The sequence below is a fragment of the Streptomyces sp. BV286 genome (assembly GCF_019090165.1).
Classification (GTDB): domain Bacteria; phylum Actinomycetota; class Actinomycetes; order Streptomycetales; family Streptomycetaceae; genus Streptomyces.
Window position 1 is genome coordinate 1 of record NZ_JAHRIB010000208.1, and the last position, 19,579, is coordinate 19,579.

20 protein-coding genes are annotated in these 19,579 nt (G+C 71.6%); 8 read left to right on the top strand and 12 right to left on the bottom strand.

What is annotated here, in order from left to right; genetic code table 11:
- The 5 genes from KUF83_RS38855 to KUF83_RS38875 form a co-directional block, all read left to right on the top strand.
- Nucleotides 1-432 (top strand): substrate-binding domain-containing protein (locus tag KUF83_RS38855; protein WP_217459481.1); only part of this gene is annotated, 432 nt, incomplete at its 5' end.
- A gap of 5 nt (nt 433-437) precedes the next feature.
- A complete protein-coding gene (locus KUF83_RS38860; RefSeq protein ID WP_217458084.1) occupies nt 438-1,511 on the top strand; it encodes an ABC transporter permease in 1,074 nt (357 codons plus the stop codon).
- Nucleotides 1,512-1,515: 4 nt separating this feature from the next.
- Nucleotides 1,516-2,424 (top strand): ATP-binding cassette domain-containing protein, encoded by a 909-nt coding sequence (locus KUF83_RS38865; RefSeq protein WP_217459818.1) that lies wholly within the window; start codon nt 1,516-1,518, stop codon nt 2,422-2,424.
- Nucleotides 2,424-3,326: a sugar phosphate isomerase/epimerase gene (locus tag KUF83_RS38870; protein ID WP_217459819.1), complete on the top strand. Its 903-nt coding sequence runs from the start codon at nt 2,424-2,426 to the stop codon at nt 3,324-3,326. Before KUF83_RS38865 ends, KUF83_RS38870 begins: the two co-directional genes overlap by 1 nt.
- Before the next feature lie 17 nt (nt 3,327-3,343).
- Nucleotides 3,344-4,363 (top strand): Gfo/Idh/MocA family protein, encoded by a 1,020-nt coding sequence (locus KUF83_RS38875; protein ID WP_217459820.1) that lies wholly within the window; start codon nt 3,344-3,346, stop codon nt 4,361-4,363.
- Nucleotides 4,364-4,524: 161 nt separating this feature from the next.
- On the opposite strand, the gene KUF83_RS38880 is transcribed toward KUF83_RS38875, so the two are convergent.
- From KUF83_RS38880 to KUF83_RS38895, 4 genes are all read right to left on the bottom strand, one after another.
- Complete coding sequence (locus KUF83_RS38880; protein WP_217459821.1) at nt 4,525-5,547, bottom strand: Gfo/Idh/MocA family protein; 1,023 nt, start codon at nt 5,545-5,547, stop codon at nt 4,525-4,527.
- The gene (locus KUF83_RS38885) at nt 5,544-6,548 is read right to left on the bottom strand and encodes a Gfo/Idh/MocA family oxidoreductase (RefSeq protein ID WP_217459822.1); all 1,005 of its coding nucleotides are present in this window, start codon (nt 6,546-6,548) and stop codon (nt 5,544-5,546) included. The genes KUF83_RS38880 and KUF83_RS38885 overlap by 4 nt, the downstream gene beginning before the upstream one ends.
- A gap of 146 nt (nt 6,549-6,694) precedes the next feature.
- The gene (locus tag KUF83_RS38890) at nt 6,695-7,471 is read right to left on the bottom strand and encodes an SDR family oxidoreductase (protein ID WP_217459823.1); all 777 of its coding nucleotides are present in this window, start codon (nt 7,469-7,471) and stop codon (nt 6,695-6,697) included.
- 14 nt (nt 7,472-7,485) lie between these two features.
- Complete coding sequence (locus KUF83_RS38895; protein WP_217459824.1) at nt 7,486-8,664, bottom strand: phytanoyl-CoA dioxygenase family protein; 1,179 nt, start codon at nt 8,662-8,664, stop codon at nt 7,486-7,488.
- A 128-nt stretch (nt 8,665-8,792) separates the two neighbouring features.
- Here KUF83_RS38895 and KUF83_RS38900 point away from each other — a divergent pair, with 128 nt between their 5' ends.
- Nucleotides 8,793-9,854 carry a LacI family DNA-binding transcriptional regulator gene (locus tag KUF83_RS38900; protein ID WP_217459825.1) on the top strand — a complete coding sequence of 354 codons (1,062 nt, stop codon included), beginning with the start codon at nt 8,793-8,795 and terminating at the stop codon, nt 9,852-9,854.
- A 12-nt stretch (nt 9,855-9,866) separates the two neighbouring features.
- Here the strand turns inward: KUF83_RS38900 and KUF83_RS38905 are convergent, their stop codons facing one another.
- Nucleotides 9,867-10,304: a DUF4442 domain-containing protein gene (locus KUF83_RS38905; protein WP_217459883.1), complete on the bottom strand. Its 438-nt coding sequence runs from the start codon at nt 10,302-10,304 to the stop codon at nt 9,867-9,869.
- Between the two features lie 197 nt (nt 10,305-10,501).
- Between KUF83_RS38905 and KUF83_RS38910 the strand changes: the two genes are divergently transcribed.
- Nucleotides 10,502-11,533, top strand: a complete 1,032-nt coding sequence (locus tag KUF83_RS38910) for a hypothetical protein (RefSeq protein ID WP_217459826.1) — start codon at nt 10,502-10,504, stop codon at nt 11,531-11,533.
- A 136-nt stretch (nt 11,534-11,669) separates the two neighbouring features.
- On the opposite strand, the gene KUF83_RS38915 is transcribed toward KUF83_RS38910, so the two are convergent.
- The 4 genes from KUF83_RS38915 to KUF83_RS38930 form a co-directional block, all read right to left on the bottom strand.
- Nucleotides 11,670-12,515 carry a spermidine synthase gene (locus KUF83_RS38915; RefSeq protein WP_217459827.1) on the bottom strand — a complete coding sequence of 282 codons (846 nt, stop codon included), beginning with the start codon at nt 12,513-12,515 and terminating at the stop codon, nt 11,670-11,672.
- Nucleotides 12,516-12,628: 113 nt separating this feature from the next.
- Nucleotides 12,629-13,186 carry a DinB family protein gene (locus tag KUF83_RS38920; RefSeq protein ID WP_217459828.1) on the bottom strand — a complete coding sequence of 186 codons (558 nt, stop codon included), beginning with the start codon at nt 13,184-13,186 and terminating at the stop codon, nt 12,629-12,631.
- Between the two features lie 156 nt (nt 13,187-13,342).
- Complete coding sequence (tuf, locus tag KUF83_RS38925; RefSeq protein ID WP_217459829.1) at nt 13,343-14,524, bottom strand: elongation factor Tu; 1,182 nt, start codon at nt 14,522-14,524, stop codon at nt 13,343-13,345.
- Between the two features lie 320 nt (nt 14,525-14,844).
- Nucleotides 14,845-15,579 carry a DNA alkylation repair protein gene (locus KUF83_RS38930; protein WP_217459830.1) on the bottom strand — a complete coding sequence of 245 codons (735 nt, stop codon included), beginning with the start codon at nt 15,577-15,579 and terminating at the stop codon, nt 14,845-14,847.
- Between the two features lie 49 nt (nt 15,580-15,628).
- Here KUF83_RS38930 and KUF83_RS38935 point away from each other — a divergent pair, with 49 nt between their 5' ends.
- Nucleotides 15,629-16,402: a TVP38/TMEM64 family protein gene (locus KUF83_RS38935; protein WP_217459831.1), complete on the top strand. Its 774-nt coding sequence runs from the start codon at nt 15,629-15,631 to the stop codon at nt 16,400-16,402.
- A gap of 100 nt (nt 16,403-16,502) precedes the next feature.
- On the opposite strand, the gene KUF83_RS38940 is transcribed toward KUF83_RS38935, so the two are convergent.
- From KUF83_RS38940 to KUF83_RS38950, 3 genes are read right to left on the bottom strand one after another with little or no spacing between them, the layout of a single operon-like run.
- A complete protein-coding gene (locus tag KUF83_RS38940) occupies nt 16,503-17,264 on the bottom strand; it encodes a cupin (RefSeq protein WP_308403350.1) in 762 nt (253 codons plus the stop codon).
- Nucleotides 17,261-18,205 carry a PmoA family protein gene (locus tag KUF83_RS38945; protein WP_217459832.1) on the bottom strand — a complete coding sequence of 315 codons (945 nt, stop codon included), beginning with the start codon at nt 18,203-18,205 and terminating at the stop codon, nt 17,261-17,263. Before KUF83_RS38945 ends, KUF83_RS38940 begins: the two co-directional genes overlap by 4 nt.
- Nucleotides 18,202-19,458, bottom strand: coding sequence for a Gfo/Idh/MocA family protein (locus KUF83_RS38950; RefSeq protein ID WP_217459833.1), 1,257 nt, complete (start codon nt 19,456-19,458; stop codon nt 18,202-18,204). Before KUF83_RS38950 ends, KUF83_RS38945 begins: the two co-directional genes overlap by 4 nt.
- Nucleotides 19,459-19,579: the final 121 nt, after the last annotated feature.

Genomic DNA, 19,579 nt, shown 5'->3' on the forward strand with positions numbered 1-19,579 from the left:
GCCGGTGTGAAGAAGACGTTCAAGGGCAAGACCACGAACCTGTACGTGAACGGCACGAACATGCCGTCCGTGAAGTCGACGATCACCGCCAAGCTCAAGCAGGACAGCTCGATCGACTACGTGGTCACACTCGGCGCCCCCTTCGCGCTGACCTCCGTGCAGTCCGTGGACGACGCGGGCAGCAAGGCGAAGGTCGCGACCTTCGACCTCAACAAGGAGATGGTCAAGGCCATCGAGGACGGCGACATCCAGTTCGCCGTCGACCAGCAGCCGTACCTGCAGGGCTACCTCTCGGTCGACGCCCTGTGGCTCTACAAGACGAACGGCAACTTCAGCGGTGGTGGCCAGGAGCCGGTGCTGACCGGTCCGGCGTTCGTCGACAAGGAGAACGTGGCCGACATCGCGAAGTTCGCCGCGAAGGGCACTCGGTGACACCCATGACCCAGGCAACGGCACCGGCGACGAGTTCCTCGTCGCCGGGTTCGCCGGCCGCCCCCAAGGACGGCCGGACCTCACAGCGGTCACTGGCCCGCCGGCTGGCGGCCCGTCCCGAGATCGGCGCGCTGATCGCGGCGATCGCCGTCTACGTCTTCTTCTTCGCGGTCGCCTCGCCGTTCCGCGAGGCCAGTTCCCTGGCCAACGTGCTCTACGAGTCGTCGGTGATGGGCATCATGGCCCTGCCGGTGGCGCTGTTGATGATCGGCGGCGAGTTCGACCTGTCCGCCGGCGTGGCCGTGACCACCTCCGCTCTGACGGCCAGCATGTGGAGCTTCCAGCTCTCCATGAATATCTGGGTCGGCGTCATCGTCGCCCTGGTGGTGTCGCTGGCCATCGGCGCGTTCAACGGCTACCTGCTGGTACGCACCGGTCTGCCGTCGTTCCTGATCACCCTGGGCTCGTTCCTGATCCTGCAGGGCGCCAACCTCGCCATCACCAAGATCTTCACCGGGAACGTCGCCACCGACTCGATCAGCGACATGGACGGCTTCGACCAGGCCAAGAAGGTCTTCGCCTCCGAGATCGGCATCGGCGGCGTCGACGTCAAAATCACCGTCTTCTACTGGCTGGTCTTCGCCGCCGCCGCGACCTGGCTGCTGCTGCGCACCAAGTTCGGCAACTGGATCTTCGCCACCGGCGGCAACAAGGACAGCGCCCGCGCGGTCGGCGTCCCCGTCACCTTCACCAAGATCGCCCTGTTCATGGGCGTCGGCGCCGGCGCCTGGTTCGTCGGCATGCACATCCTGTTCTCGTTCAACACCGTCCAGTCGGGCGAGGGCGTGGGCAACGAGTTCCTCTACATCATCGCCGCGGTCATCGGCGGCTGTCTCCTCACCGGCGGATACGGCTCCGCGATCGGCCCCGTCATCGGCGCCTTCATCTTCGGCATGGTCTCCCAGGGCATCGTCTACGCCAACTGGAACCCCGACTGGTTCAAGGCCTTCCTCGGCGTCATGCTCCTGCTCGCCGCCCTCGTCAATCTGTGGGTCCGCAGCCAGGCCACCCGGAGGTAACGCCATGACCACCGACAACACCTCCCCCAACGGGGCCACCGCCGTCCAGGACAGGCCCGGGGACGCCGAGCCGGTCGTCCAGCTGAAGGGCGCGGGCAAGGCCTACGGCAACGTCCGCGCCCTGCACGGCGTGGACCTGGCCGTGTATCCCAGCCAGGTCACCTGCGTCCTCGGCGACAACGGCGCCGGCAAGTCCACCCTGATCAAGATCATCTCCGGCCTGCACCAGCACACCGAGGGCCAGTTCCTCATCGACGGCCACGCCGTCCACCTCAGCACCCCACGCGAAGCCCTCGACAAGGGCATCGCCACCGTCTACCAGGACCTCGCCACCGTCCCCCTCATGCCGGTCTGGCGGAACTTCTTCCTCGGCTCCGAGATGACCAAGGGCCCCTGGCCCGTCCGCCGCCTCGACATCGCGAAGATGAAGGAGACCGCCGACCAGGAACTGCGCAACATGGGCATCGTCCTGGACGACCTCGACCAGCCCATCGGCACCCTCTCCGGCGGCCAGCGCCAGTCCGTGGCCATCGCCCGCGCCGTCTACTTCGGCGCCCGCGTCCTCATCCTCGACGAGCCCACCGCCGCCCTCGGCGTCAAGCAGTCCGGCGTCGTCCTCAAGTACATCGCCGCCGCCCGCGACCGCGGCCTGGGCGTCATCTTCATCACCCACAACCCCCACCACGCCTACATGGTCGGCGACCACTTCAGCGTCCTGCGCCTGGGCACCATGGAACTCTCCGCCGCCCGCAGCGACGTCACCCTCGAAGAACTCACCAACCACATGGCCGGCGGCGCCGAACTCGCCGCCCTCAAACACGAACTCGCCCAGGTCCGCGGCGTCGACGTCGACAAACTCCCCGAGGAGGCGGACCTCCAGGCGCCCCTCCCCGCGTCCGAGGGCACGTCCTGATGGCCGGCGCGCTCGACCGAATCCGCGTCGGCTCGGCTCCGGACTCCTGGGGCGTCTGGTTCCCCGACGATCCCCAGCAGGTGCCCTGGGAACGCTTCCTGGACGAGGTCTCCGAGGCCGGCTACTCCTGGATCGAGCTCGGCCCGTACGGCTACCTGCCGACCGACCCGGCCAGGCTCACGGACGAGGTGGCCAAACGAGACCTGCGGGTGTCGGCCGGGACGGTCTTCACGGCGCTGCACCGCGGCCCCGACGTCTGGGACGCCACCTGGGAGCATGTCGGCCAGGTCGCCGAACTGACCCGGGCCATGGGCGCGAAGCACCTCGTGGTCATCCCGTCGTTCTGGCGGGACGACAAGACCGCCGCGCTGATCGAGCCGCCCGACCTGACGGCCCGTCAGTGGTCGTACCTGGCCAAGGGCATGGAGCGGCTGGGGCACGAGGTCAGGGAGCGTTACGGGCTCGACATCGTCGTGCACCCGCACGCCGACACGCACATCGACACCGAGGAGCACGTCGAGCGCTTCCTCGACTCGACCGACTCCGGCCTGGTCAACCTCTGTCTGGACACGGGCCATTACGCCTACTGCGGCGGAGACAGCGTCAAGCTGATCGAGACGTACGGCGAGCGCATCGGCTATCTGCACCTCAAGCAGGTCGATCCGCGGATCCTCGCCGACGTCGTCAAAAACGAGATCCCGTTCGGCCCCGCCGTGCAGCGCGGCGTGATGTGCGAGCCCCCGGCCGGCGTCCCCGCCCTGGAACCGGTGCTGGCCGCCGCCCAGAAGCTCGGCGTCGACCTGTTCGCCATCGTCGAGCAGGACATGTACCCCTGTCCGCCGGACAAGCCCCTGCCCATCGCGGTGCGCACCCGCACGTTCCTGCGCTCCTGCGGCGCCTGAGAAGGGATCAACCGACCATGGCTCAGCGCGGAACGCTCGGCGTGGCCGTCATCGGCACCGGGAAGATGGGCGCCGATCATGTCCGTCGGCTCAGCGAGGTGACCAACGGGGCCCGCGTGGTCGCCGTCGTGGACGTGGACGCGGAACGGGTCAAGCGCATCGCCGACGGCGTCGAGGGCTGCTCCGCGTACACCGACCCGGCCGCCGCGATGGCCGCGGACGGTGTGGACGCCGTCCTCATCGCCTCGCCGGGCCCCGCCCACGAGGCGGCCCTGCTCACCGCCTTCGAGCACGACCTGCCCGTGCTGTGCGAGAAGCCGCTCACGCCGGGCTCGGCCTCGGCGCTGCGCGTCCTGGAGGCCGAGCAGAAGCTCGGGCACCGCCGGGTGCAGGTGGGCTTCATGCGCCGTTACGACACCGAGTACGCGAAGCTCAAGGCGCTGCTGGAGACGGGCCAGCTGGGCCGGCCCCTGATGCTGCACAACCGCCACCGCAACGTCGCGACCCCGCCCGGCTTCACCAGCGAGATGCTCATCAACGACTCCGTCGTGCACGAGATGGACATCACCCGCTGGCTGCTCGGTCACGAGATCACCGCGGTGACCGTGCTGAAGCCGACACCGTCGGGCAACGCGCCGGAAGGCCTGCAGGATCCGCAGTTCGTGGTGTTCGAGACCGCCGGCGGCGCAATCGTGGACGTCGAGATCAACGTCAACTGCGGCTTCGGGTACCAGGTCCAGGCCGAGATGGTCTGCGAGCGCGGCACGGCCCGCATCGGTGACGGACACGCCCTGGTCACGAACATGGCGGGCCGCTGGGGAGGCACCATCGCCCAGGACTTCGTGGAGCGCTTCGAGGACGCGTACGACCGCCAGATGCAGGCCTGGGTGGACGCCACCCGGCGCGGCGAGGTCACGGGACCCAGCGCCTGGGACGGGTACGCCACGGCCGCGGTCTGCGAGGCGGGCGTCCGGGCCCAGACCGAGGGCGGCCGCGTCGAGGTCGACCTCGTGGAACGCCCGGCCTTCTACGCCTGAGCCGTGCACAGCGGCAACAACGCTCCTGAGGGGGGTGGCCCGATCGGGCCACCCCCCTCAGGGGCGCGGGGAACTGCGCGACCAGCCCACGACGGCCTGCGGACGACGGACCGGGGCGGGTTCCTGCCCGGGGCGGCGAGTCCGGCGACGCCGCCGGACGCTCACGCGCGCGGAAGCTCCGTACGGGGCCGGGGCGAGAAGCCGGCCCCGCGGTAGCAGTCGTCGATCAGGCTCATGGTGGCCACCGCGTCCTGCGCGTCGAGCGGCAGCGCCGCCCCGCCGCGCACATGGGCGGCGAACGCCTCCAGCTGGTAGGTGTACGAGGACCGCTTGCCGAGTTGCTCGGTCCGCTCCCCCGACGCCGTGCGGACGACGACGCGGTCGTCCCGGTGCGGCAGGACGAAGTTCATCGCGGTCGCCTCGCCGAGGGAGCCGACGATCCGGCAGGTCATCCGCAGTTCGCTGTAGTCCATGTGGCAGCGGGCGGAACCGGTGGCGCCGCTCGGGAAGGCCAGGTCCGCGTCCAGCCACTCGTCGACCTCCGGGGCGCCCTCGCGGCCGCCTCCCCTGGCTTCGACCAGGGTGGGCGCCCCGCCCGCCCAGGGGGCGAGCATGCGCAGGGCGTGCAGGCTGTAGCAGCCGAGGTCCATGAGCGCGCCGCCGGCGAGCGGCAGGGACCAGCGCGGATCGGTGTCGGGCGGGGCGGGGACGGCGACGAGCGTCTCGACGTGCCGCAGCTCGCCCAGCTCCCCGGACTCCAGCAGGTCGTGCAGGCGCCGGGTGACGGGGTGGAAGAGGTAGTGGAAGGCCTCCATGAAGACGGTGCCCGCCTTGTCGGCGGCGTCCCGGACCTCGACGGCCTCCTCCGTGTTGCTCGCGGAGGGCTTCTCCGTCAGCACGTGCTTGCCCGCGGCGAGCGCGGCAAGGTTCCACGGTCCGTGCAGGCCGTTGGCGAGCGGGTTGTAGACGACCTCGATCCCGGGGTCGGCGATCAGTTCCGCGTACGAGTCCACGACCCGTTCGACGTCGTGCTCGGCGGCGAAGGCCTCGGCCCGGGACCGGTCGCGGGCGGCCACCGCCACGAGGCGGTGGCCGGTCGCGCGGGCCGGGCCGACGAGGGACAGATCGGCGATGCGGGCGGCGCCCAGCACTCCGATGCGTAGTGGCTCGGCCGGAATCGTCATACGCCGCGTACCTCCTCGATCGTCACGGTGCGGTGCTCACGCAGGGAGAGCGTGCAGGCGTCGGCGATCCAGCCCGCCTCCAGCGCGTCGGCGACGGTGCACGGCGAGGTCCGCCGGCCGGCGACGACATCGGTGAACGCGCTCAGTTCGGCACGGTACGCCTCGGTGAAGCGGTCCATGAAGAAGTCGTGCGGAGTGCCCGCGGGGAAGGTGACACCGGGCTCGACGGAGCGCAGCGGCAGCTTGTCCTCCAGACCGACCGCGATGCTGTCCCGGAATCCGTGGAGCTCCATGCGGACGTCGTAACCGCGCGCGTTGTGCCGGGAGTTGGATACCACGGCGAGCGTGCCGTCGTCGAGGGTGAGGATCGCCGCGGTGGTGTCGGCGTCACCGGCCTCGGCGATGTAGGGCTCTCCGCGGTTGCTGCCGGTCGCGTACACCTCGGTGACCTCGCGCCCGGTGACCCAGCGGATGATGTCGAAGTCGTGCACGGAGCAGTCGCGGAAGATGCCTCCGGAGGCGGCGATGTACGCGGCCGGGGGCGGCGCCGGGTCGAGCGTGGTGGACCGTACGGTGTGCAGCGGGCCGAGCTCGCCGCCGAGGACGGCGGCGCGGGCGGCCACGAACCCGGCGTCGAAGCGCCGGTTGTAGCCGATCTGGATCTGGACGCCGCTGTCGCGCACGGCGTCGAGGACCTCGACGCCCTCCTTCATGGTGCGGGCGACGGGCTTCTCGCAGAAGACCGGCACGCCCGCCTCGACGGCGGCGAGGATCAGGCCCGGGTGGGCGTCGGTCGCGGCGGCGATCACCACGCCGTCCACGCCCGCGGCCAGTACGGCCTCGGGCGAGTCCTTGGCCTCGGCGCCGAAGCGCTCGACGGCCGCCGTGACCGCGGCCCGGTACGGGTCGGCGACGACGAGGGACTCGACCGCGTCGAGCCGGGAGAGGGTCTCGGCGTGGAAGGCGCCGATCCGGCCGAGGCCGAGGATGCCGATGCGCATGGTTCAGGGCTCCTTGCTCACGTGCTTGGTGCTTGTCTGCTGTTCGCCTGCGTGCTTGCTTGCCTGCGTACTTACTTGCCTGCGTGCGTGCTTGCTTGCTTGCGTGCTTGTGCCGAAGTGCTCGGCCGAGTCCGTCGCGCGGCGGCTCAGTCGAGTCCGCCGAGGACGTTCTGGTCCCAGTCGATGACCGAGCCGGTGACGACACCGCTGCGGTCGGAGAGGAGCAGCACGACGAAGTCGGCGATCTCGTCGGGCTGGCCGAGCTTGCCCATCGGCAGTCGCCGCGCCGCCTGTTCGCGCCAGTCGTCACCCGCGTCGTGGAAGGTGCGCTGGGTGGTGTCCTCGCCCTCGGTCGCCGTCCAGCCGATGTTCAGGCCGTTGATCCGGATCCGGTCCCAGCGGTGGGCGTGCGCGGCGTTGCGGGTCAGTCCCGCGAGTCCGGCCTTGGCAGCCACGTACGGGGCCAGGAAGGACTGTCCGCCGTGCTCCGAGCTGGTGATGATGTTGACGACCGTGCCGGGCGCCTTGCGGGCCACCATGTCGGCCACGGCGGCCTGCATGGCGAAGAACGGGCCCTTGAGGTTGATCGCGATGTGCGCGTCGAACAGCTCGGGGGTCGTGTCGAGGAGCGTCCCGCGCGAGGTGAGCCCGGCGGAGTTGACCAGGCAGTCGACCCGGCCGTACGCGGCGATCACCTCGGCCACGCTGCCACGTGCCTGCTGCGCGTCGGAGAGGTCGGCCCGCACGTACAGGGCCTTGGCGCCGGCCCCGGTCAGTTCGGTGACCAGCGCCTCGCCGGGCTCGGGGCGACGGCCGGTGACGGCGACGGTCGCGCCCTCCCGGGCCGCGGCCCGGGCGACGGCCGCGCCGACGCCCTGGCTGCCGCCGTTGACGAGGACGACCTTGTCGTCGAGAAGTCCCATGCTCTGCTGCCTCCTCAGCTCTCGCGGCGCCCGGCGGCGGACCGCAGCGCGTCACGCAGGTGGTCCGGGGCCCGGTCCTCGCTCAGGGCACGGCGGACGAGGTCCGCCTGGGACGGTGGGGCCAGCCCGTCGACGGGCGGGTCGGAGTCCAGGTTGGTCGGGAAGGGGTAGCCCTCCGCGCAGGACGCGACGACCGTGTCCAGCCACTCCTGGCTCGCGCCCGCCGCCTTGCGCCTGAGCAGCACCGGATAGACGGCGTTGGTCATGGCCTGCCGGTCGACGCTCTCCATGGCCCGCCCGAAGGCGGAGGAGACCTGCAGCAGGTTGGCCATGCGGCGGATGTCCGGCGACGTGTTGTGTCCGGCGGCGTGGAAGAGGGCGGGGTTGAAGAACACCGCGTCCCCTTCGGCCAGCGGCAGCTGCACGTGGTGCGCCTCGAAATACGCGCGGAACTCGGGCAGCCGCCAGGCCAGGTAGCCGCTCTCGTACTTCTGCGAGTGCGGCAGGTACATCGTGGGGCCGGACTCGACGGGCATGTCGCAGTGGGCGACCGCGCCCTGGAGCGTCAGCACCGGCGAGAGGCGGTGCACGTGCGCGGGATACGCGGCGGCGGCCTCGTCGCTCAGGAATCCCAGGTGGTAGTCCCGGTGCACGGTCTGCGCGGCGCCGCCCGGGTTCACGACGTTGACCTGCGAGGTGACCTGGTAGCCGGGGCCGAGCCAGGCGTCGGAGACGAGGGCGAGGACGTCGTTGGCGTAGTAGTCGGCGAAGGCCTCCGGGTCCAGCAGGGCCGCCTTCTCCAGCGCGTTCCAGACACGGTCGTTCGCGCCCGGTTTGGCGAAGTGGTCGCCCGCGGTGGCGCCCGAGGCACGCTGCTCGGCGATCAGGGCGTCGAAGGCCTCGCTCATGCGGCGGAGGACCCCGCGGTCGGGGAAGGCACCCCGGAACACCACGATGCCGGGGCCGTCGGCCAGCGCGTGCACCAGCTCCGCCTGGACGCGGCGACGGCCCTCGGGCGTCCGGATCCCGGCGCGCAGGCTCTCACTGTCGTACAGCGGCACGTTCCGCTCGACGGAGGCGGCGTACGGGTGGTCGGCCGGGTCGGTGCCCCGCTCGACCAGCTCGCGGAAGCCTTCGAGGTCGCAGTCGTCCACGGACAGCCACGTCCGGGGTCCTGAAAGGGTGCGGGACATCGTCGTCCTTTCGGAGATCGCGGCGACCCCTTCCGGTGTCGCGGCGACGCGTTGATGTCATTCTTGTGTCGCCGAACCCCTCAAGCAATCGTCAGTGAGCCATCAAAAACCCCTCAAGGAGCCGGAGAATGGGCCACCCGTACGCGATCCGGGAGATCGCTCGTCAGGCGGGCCTGAGCGAGGCGACCGTGGACCGGGTCCTGAACGGGCGGGGCGGGGTCCGCGAGAGCACGGCCCGCTCGGTGCACCAGGCCGTCGCGGACCTGGACCGGCAGCGGACGCAGGTCCGGCTGACGGGCCGCACCTTCATGACCGACATCGTCATGCAGACCCCGGAGCGGTTCTCCACGGCGGTGCGCATGGCGCTGGAGGCCGAACTGCCGTCGCTGAGCCCGGCCGTGCTGCGCTGCCGGTTCCACTTCCGGGAGACGGGCGCGCCGGACGACCTGATCACGACGCTGGACCGGATCGCCCGCCGCGGCTCACAGGGCGTGATCCTCAAGGCCCCGGACGTCCCGGAGGTCACGGCGGCCGTCGGCAGGCTGGTGGCCGCGGGCATCCCGGTGGTGACCCTGGTGACCGACCTGCCCGCCAGCGGCCGGCTCGCCTACGTCGGCATAGACAACCGGGCGGCCGGCGCCACCGCCGGATATCTGATGGGCCAGTGGCTGGGCGACGGCCCGGGGCACGTCCTCACCACCATCAGCCGCGGCTTCTTCCGCGGCGAGGAGGAGCGCGAGATGGGCTTCCGGGCCACGATGCGCACGCTGCGTCCGGCCCGGCGGCTCGTCGAGGTCACCGACAGCGACGGCCTGGACGCCACCCAGTACGACCTGGTGCTCGCCGCGCTCCGGCACGACCCCGAGATCCGGGCCGTCTACTCGATGGGCGGGGGCAACAACGCCACGCTCGAAGCCTTCGACGCCGTCGGCCGGCGCTGTGACGTCTTCGTCGCCCATGACCTGGACCACGACAACGCCCGTCTGCTGCGCGCCGGGCGCCTCTCCGCGGTGCTCCACCACGACCTGCGCCAGGACATGCGCACCGCCTGCCAGGCCGTCATAAGGGCCCATGACGCCATGCCCGCCGACCCCGCGCCCTCGCTCCCGTCGGCGATCCAGGTCGTCACGCCGTACAACATGCCGCCCGAGACACCCCTGACGGACGTCCGCACCGGCGGCCAGGGGTGACGGGCAGATCGCTCAGCCGTTGGGGCGGAGCGTCCACAGGACCGTCATCTCCCCGGTCACGGCGCCGTCCTCGCGCTGGATGGCGACCGCCACCGGGAACTCCGGGCGCTCTCCCGCGTCGAGTTCGGCGACGACGTCGGCGATGGGACGCCCCAGCGTCGCGGTGGCCGTGACAGGCCCTCTGGCCAGCTTCTTGAAGGCGATCTCGGCGGTCACGGGCAGCGGTACGGCCCGTGCGAGCTGGTCCCCGAACGCGGCCAGCACGACCGCGCCGCTCGCCGACTCACCGAGCGTGAACATCGCTCCGGCGTGCGGCCCGCCCACGTGGTTGTGGTACTCGCTCTGGTCGGGCAGCGCGAGCACGGCCTTCTCCGGAGTGGTCTCGAGATACTCCAGCTTCAGGGTCCGGACCATCGGCACCGTGGCGGCGAGCATCTCGCCGATCGACATCTGATCTGCGCTCATGGCCGCACGTTACCCACGAGTAGCCAAGCATGGCCAGAAAGAGACCCTCTTCACTCGGCCCGGCGGGAGGAGTCCCGGTACCGGTGCGTCCGCATAAGGACCCATCTGCCTCCGGATCCGGTACGTCCCTGACGAGGGGCAGTGACCCAACCGTGTCCGGGACAGCACTAGGGTTACTGGCCATGTGGCCAGGAAACCAGCCGCCCGGGGGCGAGCAGAACCCGCAGGACCCGAACCAGAACCCATATCAGCAGCCGGGGTACCAGCAGCCGAATCCGTATCAGCAGCCCGGATTCCAGCAGACCGGACCTCAGCCGCAGAGCCCTTACACACAGCCGGGGCAGCCCGGTTGGAGTGCGCCCGGCGCACCGCAGCCCCCCGAGGGCGGCGGTGGCGGGAACAGGACGAAACTCGTCGCGATCGTGGCGGCCACGGCCGTCGTCGTCGCGGCGGGTGTCACGGGCGTGCTGGTTCTCGGCGGCGACAAGGACGACGAGGCAGGCGGCGACAAGGGCGGCAAGGCGAAGCAGTCGCCGTCGTCGAGCGCGGCCAAGGACCCGAGCGCGTCGGCGTCCACCGGTGAGGACAACCCGCGCGGCGCGGACGGCGAGAAGCCGACGATCGCGGGCTGGAAGGTCGTCATCAACCCCCGCTTCGGAACGATGTTCGACGTGCCGGCCGACTGGGAGATCGAGAGTGCCGACACCAGTGTCGGCTTCGAGTGGGAGGAGAAGGGCAAGACCGACCGCACCACGGTCACCGCCCCCGCCTACCTCAAGTCCAAGTGGTGCACCAGCGACGACGACAAGGACGGCCGCGACGAGGACACGGCGCTGGCCACCGCCGGAACACGCGGCGAGAACGGCGCCAAGGACTCGGCCGAGGCGGCCGAGACCCGTGTGCCGTGGTGGATCTTCGGCGGCTACACGCAGCCCGACAAGAAGAGCGTGAAGTTCGACAAGGCGAAGCCGTACACGACCAAGTCGGGTCTCAAGGGCAGCATCGCCACGGCGCACTCCAGCAACACGCCCCAGAACAAGAAGTGCGACAGCGAGGGCAAGGCGATCACCTTCGCCTTCAAGAACGGCGCGGGTGACTACGTCACCTGGAACCTGTACGGCGCCAAGGGTGTCGACGACGAGATCCCCGAGGCCACGGTCCAGAAGATCCTGGGCACGGTACGCCTGACCGAGGACGCGCCGACGGACGGCTAGCGTCCCCGGCGCATCCCACCGCCGCCGCGATCACGACGGACCCGAGCAGCCGGGGTACGTCGATCGCGGCGGCGTTCGCCGTCCTGGACGAGGGCGGCCACCACGGCATCCCTGGCATCCCTGGGTCCGGAAGCCCTCAGCCGATGCCGAACGCCCCGGCCGGCGGCTCCGGCGACGGCACCGCGTCCTCGTCGCGTACGGGCCGCGCGTCCCCCATGAAGACCCGCAGCGTGTCCCCGTGCTCGACCCGGGCGGGGAAGGCGTCGGCGGCCGTGCGGCGCATGAGGGTGGCGGTGTCGAGCGGCCGGTGCGAGGCGACGAGCACGGCGTTCCCGAAGCGGCGGCCGCGCAGCACGCCGGGCTCGGCGATCAGCGCGAGCTCTTCGAACACCGTGGAGAACGTGGCGAGTTGCGAGCGCAGGAAGGCGAAGGGCGTGGCATCGGCGAGGTTGGCCAGGTACACGCCGTCGCGCCGCAGGACGCGCGCGGTCTCCCGCGCGTACGCCTGCGAGGTCAGATGCGCCGGTACCCGGGAGCCGCCGAAGACGTCGGCGACCAGGACGTCGGCGGAGGCCGCGGGGGCGTTTTCGAGCCAGGCACGGGCGTCCGCGCCGTGCAGCACGATTCCGGCGTCCTCGGGGAGGGGCAGCTGCTCGACGACAAGGTCCAGGAGGCCGCCGTCGGCCTCGACCACGTCCTGCCGCGACCCGGGCCGCGTCGCGGCGACGTACCGGGGCAGCGTGAGCGCGCCACCGCCGAGATGCACAACGTCCAGCGCCCGCCCGGGCTCCCCGACCGCGTCGAGGACGTGCCCGAGCCGGCGGGCGTACTCGAACTCCAGGTGCGTCGGCTCGTCCAGATCGACGTACGACTGGGGCGCCCCGTCGACCGTCAGGAGCCAGGCCCGCTTCCGGTCGACGTCCGGCATCAGTTTGGCGGTCCCGTGATCCACGGTCCTGGTCACGGGTATCGGCTCGTCCACGGGGCCATTGTGCCCGTACGGGCATGACCGGACCCGGTTCTCCTCCGATCCCGGCTCTCACGGCCCCTGCGGCCCCGTCCCCGCCGAGCCGCACGCGGTCCCGCGCCCGCACGTCACACGCCGACGGCCCCGTCGACGCACTCGCGGAGCAGGTCGGCGTGGCCGTTGTGCCGGGCGTACTCCTCGATCATGTGGATGAGGACCCAGCGCAGCGACACCGGCCCGCGCCAGGAGTCCTCGCCCGCGACGGCCAGATCGGGCGCTTCGGCCACGAAGCCCTCGGAGAACGCCACCTCCGCCCGCCAGGCCGCCCAGGCCTCGGCGATCACCGCGGGGTCCGCGACCGCGCCGTCGAAGTCGCCGTCCGGGTGCGCCGCCGAGGTGAAGAGCGCGGGCGCGTCCTGCCCGGCCAGCACCCGCCGGAACCAGCGGCGCTCCACGTCGGCGAGATGCCGTACCAGTCCGAGCAGCGAGAGCGTGGAGGGCTCCACGGACCGAAGGGCCAACTCACCCGCCAGACCCGCGCACTTCATCTCCAGCGTCGCCCGCTGGGCGCCCAGGATGTCGACGAGCAGGCTGCGCTCGTCGGCGGTGGCGGACGTGCTGAATCGACGGTCCTCCTCGGTTGCGGCGAAAATCCCGGCTCTTCGGTGTGGTCGCTGGCTCGTCATGCCCCCATCCTCGGTCGGAGGCGTCGGCACGCGCACCCGTGTTTTCCGGGCGGGCGGTGTCCGGCGCCCGTGCTCCCGGACCGGGCGGACGGCGACGCGCGAGTGCCCGTCTCCCGTACGGATACGGGAGACGGGCACCGGTCCGGCAGCGCCGGTTCAGCCGACGGCGGTCACCGTGCCCGCGCCGACCGTGCGGCCGCCCTCACGGATCGCGAAGCCGAGCCCCGGCTCCAGCGGCACCTCGCGACCGAGCTCGACCCTCATCGTGACGGTGTCACCGGGCCGCGCGACCGCGCTCTCACCGAGGTCGACGTCGCCGACCACGTCCGCGGTGCGGATGTAGAACTGCGGCCGGTAGCCGGTGGACACCGGCGTCGTCCGGCCGCCCTCGCGCGCCGACAGGATGTAGACCTGCGCGGAGAAGTGGCGGCCGGGGACGACGCTGCCGGGCGCCGCGACGATGTGTCCGCGGCGCACGGCGTCGCGCGGGACGCCACGCAGGAGCAGCGCCACGTTGTCGCCGGCCTGCGCCTCGTCCATGGGCTTGCCGAACGTCTCCAGCCCGGTGACCACGGTGTCCACGGCGGCACCGAGCACCTCGACGCGGTCGCCCACCCTGATCGTGCCGCGCTCGACCGCGCCCGTGACGACCGTGCCGCGGCCGGTGATGGTCAGCACGTTCTCCACCGGCATCAGGAACGGCGCGTCCACGTACCGCTCGGGCATGGGCACGTACGTGTCCACGGCGTCGAGCAGCGCGCCGATCGCCTCGGTCCACCGCGGGTCGCCCTCCAGCGCCCGGAGCCCGGAGACCCGGACGACCGGTACGGAGTCGCCCCCGTAGCCGTGCGCGGTGAGCAGCTCACGGACCTCCAGCTCCACGAGGTCCGCCAGGACGGTGTCCTCGCCGTCGTCGACGGCGTCGGCCTTGTTCAGGGCGACGACGATGTGGTCGACGCCCACCTGCCGGGCGAGCAGCACGTGTTCGGCGGTCTGCGGCATGATCCCGTCGAGCGCGGAGACCACGAGGATCGCCCCGTCGAGCTGGGCCGCGCCCGTGACCATGTTCTTGACGTAGTCGGCGTGGCCCGGCATGTCCACGTGCGCGTAGTGCCGGGTGTCGGTCTCGTACTCGACGTGCGCGATGTTGATGGTGATGCCGCGCGCGGCCTCCTCCGGCGCCCGGTCGATCCGGTCGAACGGTACGAAGGTGCCGGAGCCGCGCTCGGCGAGGACCTTGGTGATGGCGGCGGTCAGGGTGGTCTTGCCGTGGTCGACATGACCCATGGTGCCGATGTTCAGATGTGGTTTGGTGCGCACGTAAGCCGTCTTGGGCATGGCAGAACCTCGAAGCCTCTTCAGTGTCAGCGGAGCTGAGTGATGGCCCCGGCGTCTCAGCGGCCGGGACAGGGACCCCGAGGACTTGCCGACCCTCCCCCTGCGGGGTCCGCCGGACTATCCGGGAAGGGTCAGCTTCGGGCGCCTTCGGCGGCAGCCGCTGTGGTCACGACGGCAGCCTTCGGGGCATCCGCGACTGCGGACGCTGCGAGAGGGAAGGCGTACCGGAACATGAGGCGATCATCGCCGACGCGTCCGGCCGCGTCGAATGGTTTTCCGCGGGCGCGGGCCGCCGTGATCCGGGTGTTTCTGCTGGTGCGTCAGGGGCCGATGTTCTTGAGCGCCTCGCGCACGGAGAGCGGCGAGAGCCGGTCCCGCTCGCGGGCGACGAATTCCCGTACGGCCGCCGGATCCGTCTTGGCGTACTCCCGCAGACACCAGCCGATCGCCTTGCGGACGAAGAAGTCGGGGTGCCCGGAGCGGCGGACGCAGTACGCGAAGAGCCGTTCGGTGTCGGTGGCTTCCTTGTACCGGAGTTGGTGGAGGAGCGCCGTGCGGGCGATCCACAGGTCGTCGTCCTCGATCCATCTGTCCATGTCGGCCCGCAGGCGCGGGTCGGCGGCCACGAGGCCTCCCACCACATGGCAGGCGAGCAGATCGACGGTGTCCCACCAAGGGACCGTGGAGACGAGACGACGGGCCACGGGCAGGAATCCGGACGAGAGACACCTCACATTGCGGCGCAGGTAGTCGACGGCGAAGTACTGGTACTCGCGCTCCGGCAGCCGCCAGCAGCGCAGGGCCACCGCCGTGCAGTCGGCCTCGTCCGGGCGGGGCGTTCCCGCGAGGACCGTACGGGAGAGCGCGCGGCGATCAGGCGTGGTCAGGCCGAGGAAGGGGGCGACATCCTTCATGTAGGCGCGCGCCGACTCGGCCCGCTGCGGGTCGGCGCCGGCGGCGTACGCGGCGGTCAGTCGCTCCAGCACCGTGTCCGCGAGAGCGCTGTGCGGCGGCTCCGAGCGGTCACCCGACATTCCGGAAGCTGTGACGCCCATGAGACGAACCATACGGCGATCACACACATGGGTCAGTTAGTGTCACCGGATGCTCGATGCCACCACCCGCTCTGGGGGCACCGCCACGGTCACTCCCCCACTCCCCGCAACGGAACTCGTCCCCGTCGAGTTCTCCGCCGCGCCGAGAGGCCTGGCCGCCCGCTGCACGAGAGCACTGCTCTCGCCGTGGTCCCGGCTCTCGCTCCTGATCGCGCTGCTGCTGTCGGCCGCCGGGACGGTGCTGCTGTTCGAGCCACAGAGACTGCTGTCCGACGGCTGGCCGCCCCAGCTGAACGGCGCCGCGGCGGCGCTGGTGTTCGCGGTCGCGTACGGGCTGTGCACGGTCGCGTTCGTGCCCCGGCCGATCCTCAACCTCGCGGCGGGTGCCCTCTTCGGCTCACAGCTGGGGCTCGGGGCCGCGCTCGGCGGCACGGTCCTCGGCGCCGGGCTGGCCTTCGGGCTCGGCCGGATACTCGGGCAGGACGCGCTGCGGCCCCTGCTGCGCGGCCGCTGGCTGACGGCGGCCGACGGTCAGCTCAGCCGGCACGGCTTCCGCTCGATGATGGCCGCGCGCCTCTTCCCCGGGGTGCCGTTCTGGGCGGCGAACTACTGCGCGTCCGTGTCCCGCATGGGCTGGTTCCCGTTCCTGCTGGCCACCGGGCTCGGCTCGATCCCCAACACCGCCGCCTACGCCGTCGCGGGGGCCCGCGCCTCCACGCCGACCTCTCCGGCCTTCCTGATCGCCATGGGTTTCATCGCGCTCCCCGCTCTGGCGGGCGCGATCGTCGCCTGGCGCAAACGCCACCACTTCCAGTCCCGCTGAGGCCGTACCCCCGACCGGCCGCCCGGGCCCCGTGGCCTCCGCGGCACGAGCCCCGGGGCGGACGCCCGGAGCGTCCGCGTCGGGGCGCACGGGGAGCGGTTCACGTCCCCCGGTACACGTCGAGCCGCCCGCACATCCCGAACTTCCCGTACGCCGACGGCTGCTCGGCCCGCACCGCGGCGTCGGCGAGGTGGGACACGTCGCCCCGCTCCAGCCGGTCGAGCTGTGCGCCCGTCGCCGCGGCGGCGGCCTCGGCTCCGCGCCGCCACCGGTCCCGCCAGTCGGCGAGCCGAGGCCGTACGAGGGCCGCGGCGGCCCGGTGGAACGCGGCGAGGGGCTCGGGCCCGTCCGCCTCCCGCAGCAGCCGGTATCCCTCCAGGGCGAGGTCGCGGCGGGCGCGGGCGACGCGCTCCTTCTCCTCCTCGGACGCGTCCGCCGGAATGACGGTGGCGGCGGCGTACGTCTGCAGGTCGGTCAGGTACTTCGGCGGCAGCGTCAGGACCGCGTCTCCCGCCTCCGGAAGGCCGCTGTTCTGCATGAGGACGGTGATGCGCAGGTCGTCGTCGTTGACCAGCCGGTGGATCGTGCCGGGCGTGAACCAGGCGACCGTGCCCGGCGCGAGCGGCGTGACCTCGTACCCGGAGGCCGTCAGGGTCTGCACGGAGCCGCGCCCGCCGGTGACGACGTACGCCTCCGAACAGGTCAGGTGCAGATGGGGAGTTCCCCCGCACACCCCGTCGTCGGCGGGCCAGTCGTACACCGAGAGATGCGAGACGGCGACCCCGCCGGGAAGGCCGGCGAAGCCTTCCGGCGGGCCGGTGAGGCCTTCGGACGGGCCGGTGGACCCTTCGGCGTCGCTCACCACGGGTGCTCCTCCAGGTACTTGGCGATCTCCTCGCGCTCCCAGGCTCCGTCGGCGACGACCACGCGGTAGCGGCGGGTGAGCGTGGCGCCGGGCGCGAGCTCCAGTTCGTCGAAGAACGCGAAGGAGGGCGCGACGGCCGCGAACGGCTCGTTGCGGACGAACCAGTGGGCCGGGTGTGCGCCGCCGTCGCCCGTGTGGTCGTTCTCGGGTGCGTGCGCGAAGACGAGTGTCGCGTACCCGTCGGTGACGTCGTGCTCCGCGGAGTAGGCGAGCCACGGCGCCTGCTGCCCCATCAGGTCCGGTCCCTCGCTGTCGGGACCGATGATCCGGCCGTCCCGGAAGCCGCGGGGTCCGCGCCAGAACAGGCCCGTGTAGCCGGCCATCTCCCGCCCGGCCGTCGTCGGGCTGCCGAACCGCAGGGGCTCGTCCCGGCGGTTGGTGACGGAGGTCGTCCAGGTCAGCGCCCACGAGCCGGCCGCCGGGTCCACGTCGTGCACCTCGACGCGGCGCTCCTCCTCCGCCCACAGCGAGCCGTCGTACGGACGCCAGGTGAGCCGCTCGGCGATGACCGCGCCGCCCTCGCCCGTGCTGTCCGCCTCGACCCGGTCGAACGCGACGTGGTCCATCGACCCGACGCGCTCGGGGAGTTCGAGATACCCGTCCCCGTGGACGTATGTGTTGCCGCCCCACAGATTCGCCCCCGACAGGTGCGAGGCGGTCATCTGCAGACCCTTGTGCCAGCGGTGGTCGTTGGGCCGGTAGTCCGTGACAACGTTGCCCGCGAGCGTCCTGAGCGGGTGCAGGTACGGCTTGGGGGCCTCCCAGGCCGCCTCCGGGCCGTAGACATAGCTGAACAGCTCCACGCCCGTGGTGGGTTCGGTGACCGTGATGCGGTCGCCGTGGGCGTGGACGATGCGCAGGCCGCCTCGTGCGGTCATGCCGATGCCTCCTCGTGCGTCGCGGGTGCCCAGCCGGGCGCGCCACCGTGCAGGGCCGTGTAGTAGGGGTCGCCGGGGCGGATCTCGCCGGCCCGGACGGTCGTGTCCGTGAACGCCGACTTGTATAGAGCGGTGATCAGTTCGAGGCTGGTGCGCCCGTCGGCGCCGCTGCTGCGCGGCCGTTCGCCCGCGCGCATGCTCGTGACGAGGTCACGCAGCTGGGCCAGGTGCGAACTGGGCACGTCGGCACCGAAGTCCTGCCAGGCCGTCACGTCCTCGGCCGGCGCGTCCGGTACCGGGGTGATCCGCCAGTTGTCGTTGCTGTGGCCGTAGAGGTGGGTGAGTTCGACCGTCGCCCGCTCGCAGTCGATGCGTATGCGGCTGACCTCGTCCGGGCTGAGCACGCTGTTGACCACGGTCGCGAGCGCTCCGCTCTCGAAGCGTACGAGCGCGGTCGAGACGTCCTCCGTCTGCACGTCGTGCACAAGGCGCCCGGCCATGGCCCGTACCTCGCTCCACGGACCGAGCAGGTCCAGCAGCAGATCCATCTGGTGGATGCCGTGACCCATGGCGGGGCCGCCGCCCTCGGTCTCCCACTTGCCCCGCCAGGGCACCGCGTAATAGGCGGCGTTGCGGTACCAGGTGGTCTGGCAGTGCGCCACGAGGGGCCGCCCCATGGCTTCGTCGGCGAGCAGGCGGCGTACGTGCTGCGCGCCGGAACCGAAGCGGTGCTGGAAGACGATGGAGGCGTACGGCCCGCCCTCGGTTCCCTCCGCCGCCTCCACGGCGTCGAAGTCGGCGAGCGTGGGTACCGGCGGCTTCTCGCACCACACCCAGGCGCCGGCACGCAGCGCGGCGACGGTCTGGTCGCGGTGCAGGGTGGGCGGGGTGCAGATGGTGACGAGGTCCGGGCGCTGCTCGGCCAGCATCCGGTCGAGGTCGGTGTAGCCGTGCGGGACACCGCCGTCCGCGCAGAAGCGCTTCACCGCCGCGGCGTCGATGTCGACCGCTGCGACGACCTCCACCTCGCCCTCGGCGGCGAGCGCCGCGAGGGCGGGCAGGTGGCTGCCGGAGGCGATGGCTCCGGTGCCGATGACGGCGGCCCGGATCCGGCGGCCTTCGAGCGGGGCCGGGCTCCGCCTCTGAGGCTCGGGGCTCTCATGGCTCTCGGGGTTCGGGTGTTCCGTGCTCTCGTGTGCGATGTCCTCGTGCTCGGGCGTCTGGCTGGTGGTGGCGTCGCGGGAAGTACGCATGGACGGGATCAGCACTCCATCGGACGAAACAGCGGATCTGGCAGACGCCCGGCCGTCGCGACGGCCACTGGCGGCGTCCCGACGGAAGCAAGCGCTTTCACTCCTCGCGGAAACGTAAGCG

Bases quoted from the DNA above. Each gene is read 5' to 3' on its own strand.
- KUF83_RS38890 (WP_217459823.1), bottom strand. From the start codon at position 7,471: ATGGGACTTCTCGACGACAAGGTCGTCCTCGTCAACGGCGGCAGCCAG.
- KUF83_RS38930 (WP_217459830.1), bottom strand. From the start codon at position 15,579: ATGGGCGTCACAGCTTCCGGAATGTCGGGTGACCGCTCGGAGCCGCCG.
- KUF83_RS38880 (WP_217459821.1), bottom strand. From the start codon at position 5,547: ATGACGATTCCGGCCGAGCCACTACGCATCGGAGTGCTGGGCGCCGCC.
- KUF83_RS38950 (WP_217459833.1), bottom strand. From the start codon at position 19,458: ATGCGTACTTCCCGCGACGCCACCACCAGCCAGACGCCCGAGCACGAG.
- KUF83_RS38860 (WP_217458084.1), top strand. From the start codon at position 438: ATGACCCAGGCAACGGCACCGGCGACGAGTTCCTCGTCGCCGGGTTCG.
- KUF83_RS38945 (WP_217459832.1), bottom strand. From the start codon at position 18,205: ATGACCGCACGAGGCGGCCTGCGCATCGTCCACGCCCACGGCGACCGC.
- KUF83_RS38920 (WP_217459828.1), bottom strand. From the start codon at position 13,186: ATGACGAGCCAGCGACCACACCGAAGAGCCGGGATTTTCGCCGCAACC.
- tuf (WP_217459829.1), bottom strand. From the start codon at position 14,524: ATGCCCAAGACGGCTTACGTGCGCACCAAACCACATCTGAACATCGGC.
- KUF83_RS38935 (WP_217459831.1), top strand. From the start codon at position 15,629: ATGCTCGATGCCACCACCCGCTCTGGGGGCACCGCCACGGTCACTCCC.
- KUF83_RS38865 (WP_217459818.1), top strand. From the start codon at position 1,516: ATGACCACCGACAACACCTCCCCCAACGGGGCCACCGCCGTCCAGGAC.
- KUF83_RS38875 (WP_217459820.1), top strand. From the start codon at position 3,344: ATGGCTCAGCGCGGAACGCTCGGCGTGGCCGTCATCGGCACCGGGAAG.
- KUF83_RS38900 (WP_217459825.1), top strand. From the start codon at position 8,793: ATGGGCCACCCGTACGCGATCCGGGAGATCGCTCGTCAGGCGGGCCTG.
- KUF83_RS38905 (WP_217459883.1), bottom strand. From the start codon at position 10,304: ATGTCGATCGGCGAGATGCTCGCCGCCACGGTGCCGATGGTCCGGACC.
- KUF83_RS38885 (WP_217459822.1), bottom strand. From the start codon at position 6,548: ATGCGCATCGGCATCCTCGGCCTCGGCCGGATCGGCGCCTTCCACGCC.
- KUF83_RS38870 (WP_217459819.1), top strand. From the start codon at position 2,424: ATGGCCGGCGCGCTCGACCGAATCCGCGTCGGCTCGGCTCCGGACTCC.
- KUF83_RS38910 (WP_217459826.1), top strand. From the start codon at position 10,502: ATGTGGCCAGGAAACCAGCCGCCCGGGGGCGAGCAGAACCCGCAGGAC.
- KUF83_RS38895 (WP_217459824.1), bottom strand. From the start codon at position 8,664: ATGTCCCGCACCCTTTCAGGACCCCGGACGTGGCTGTCCGTGGACGAC.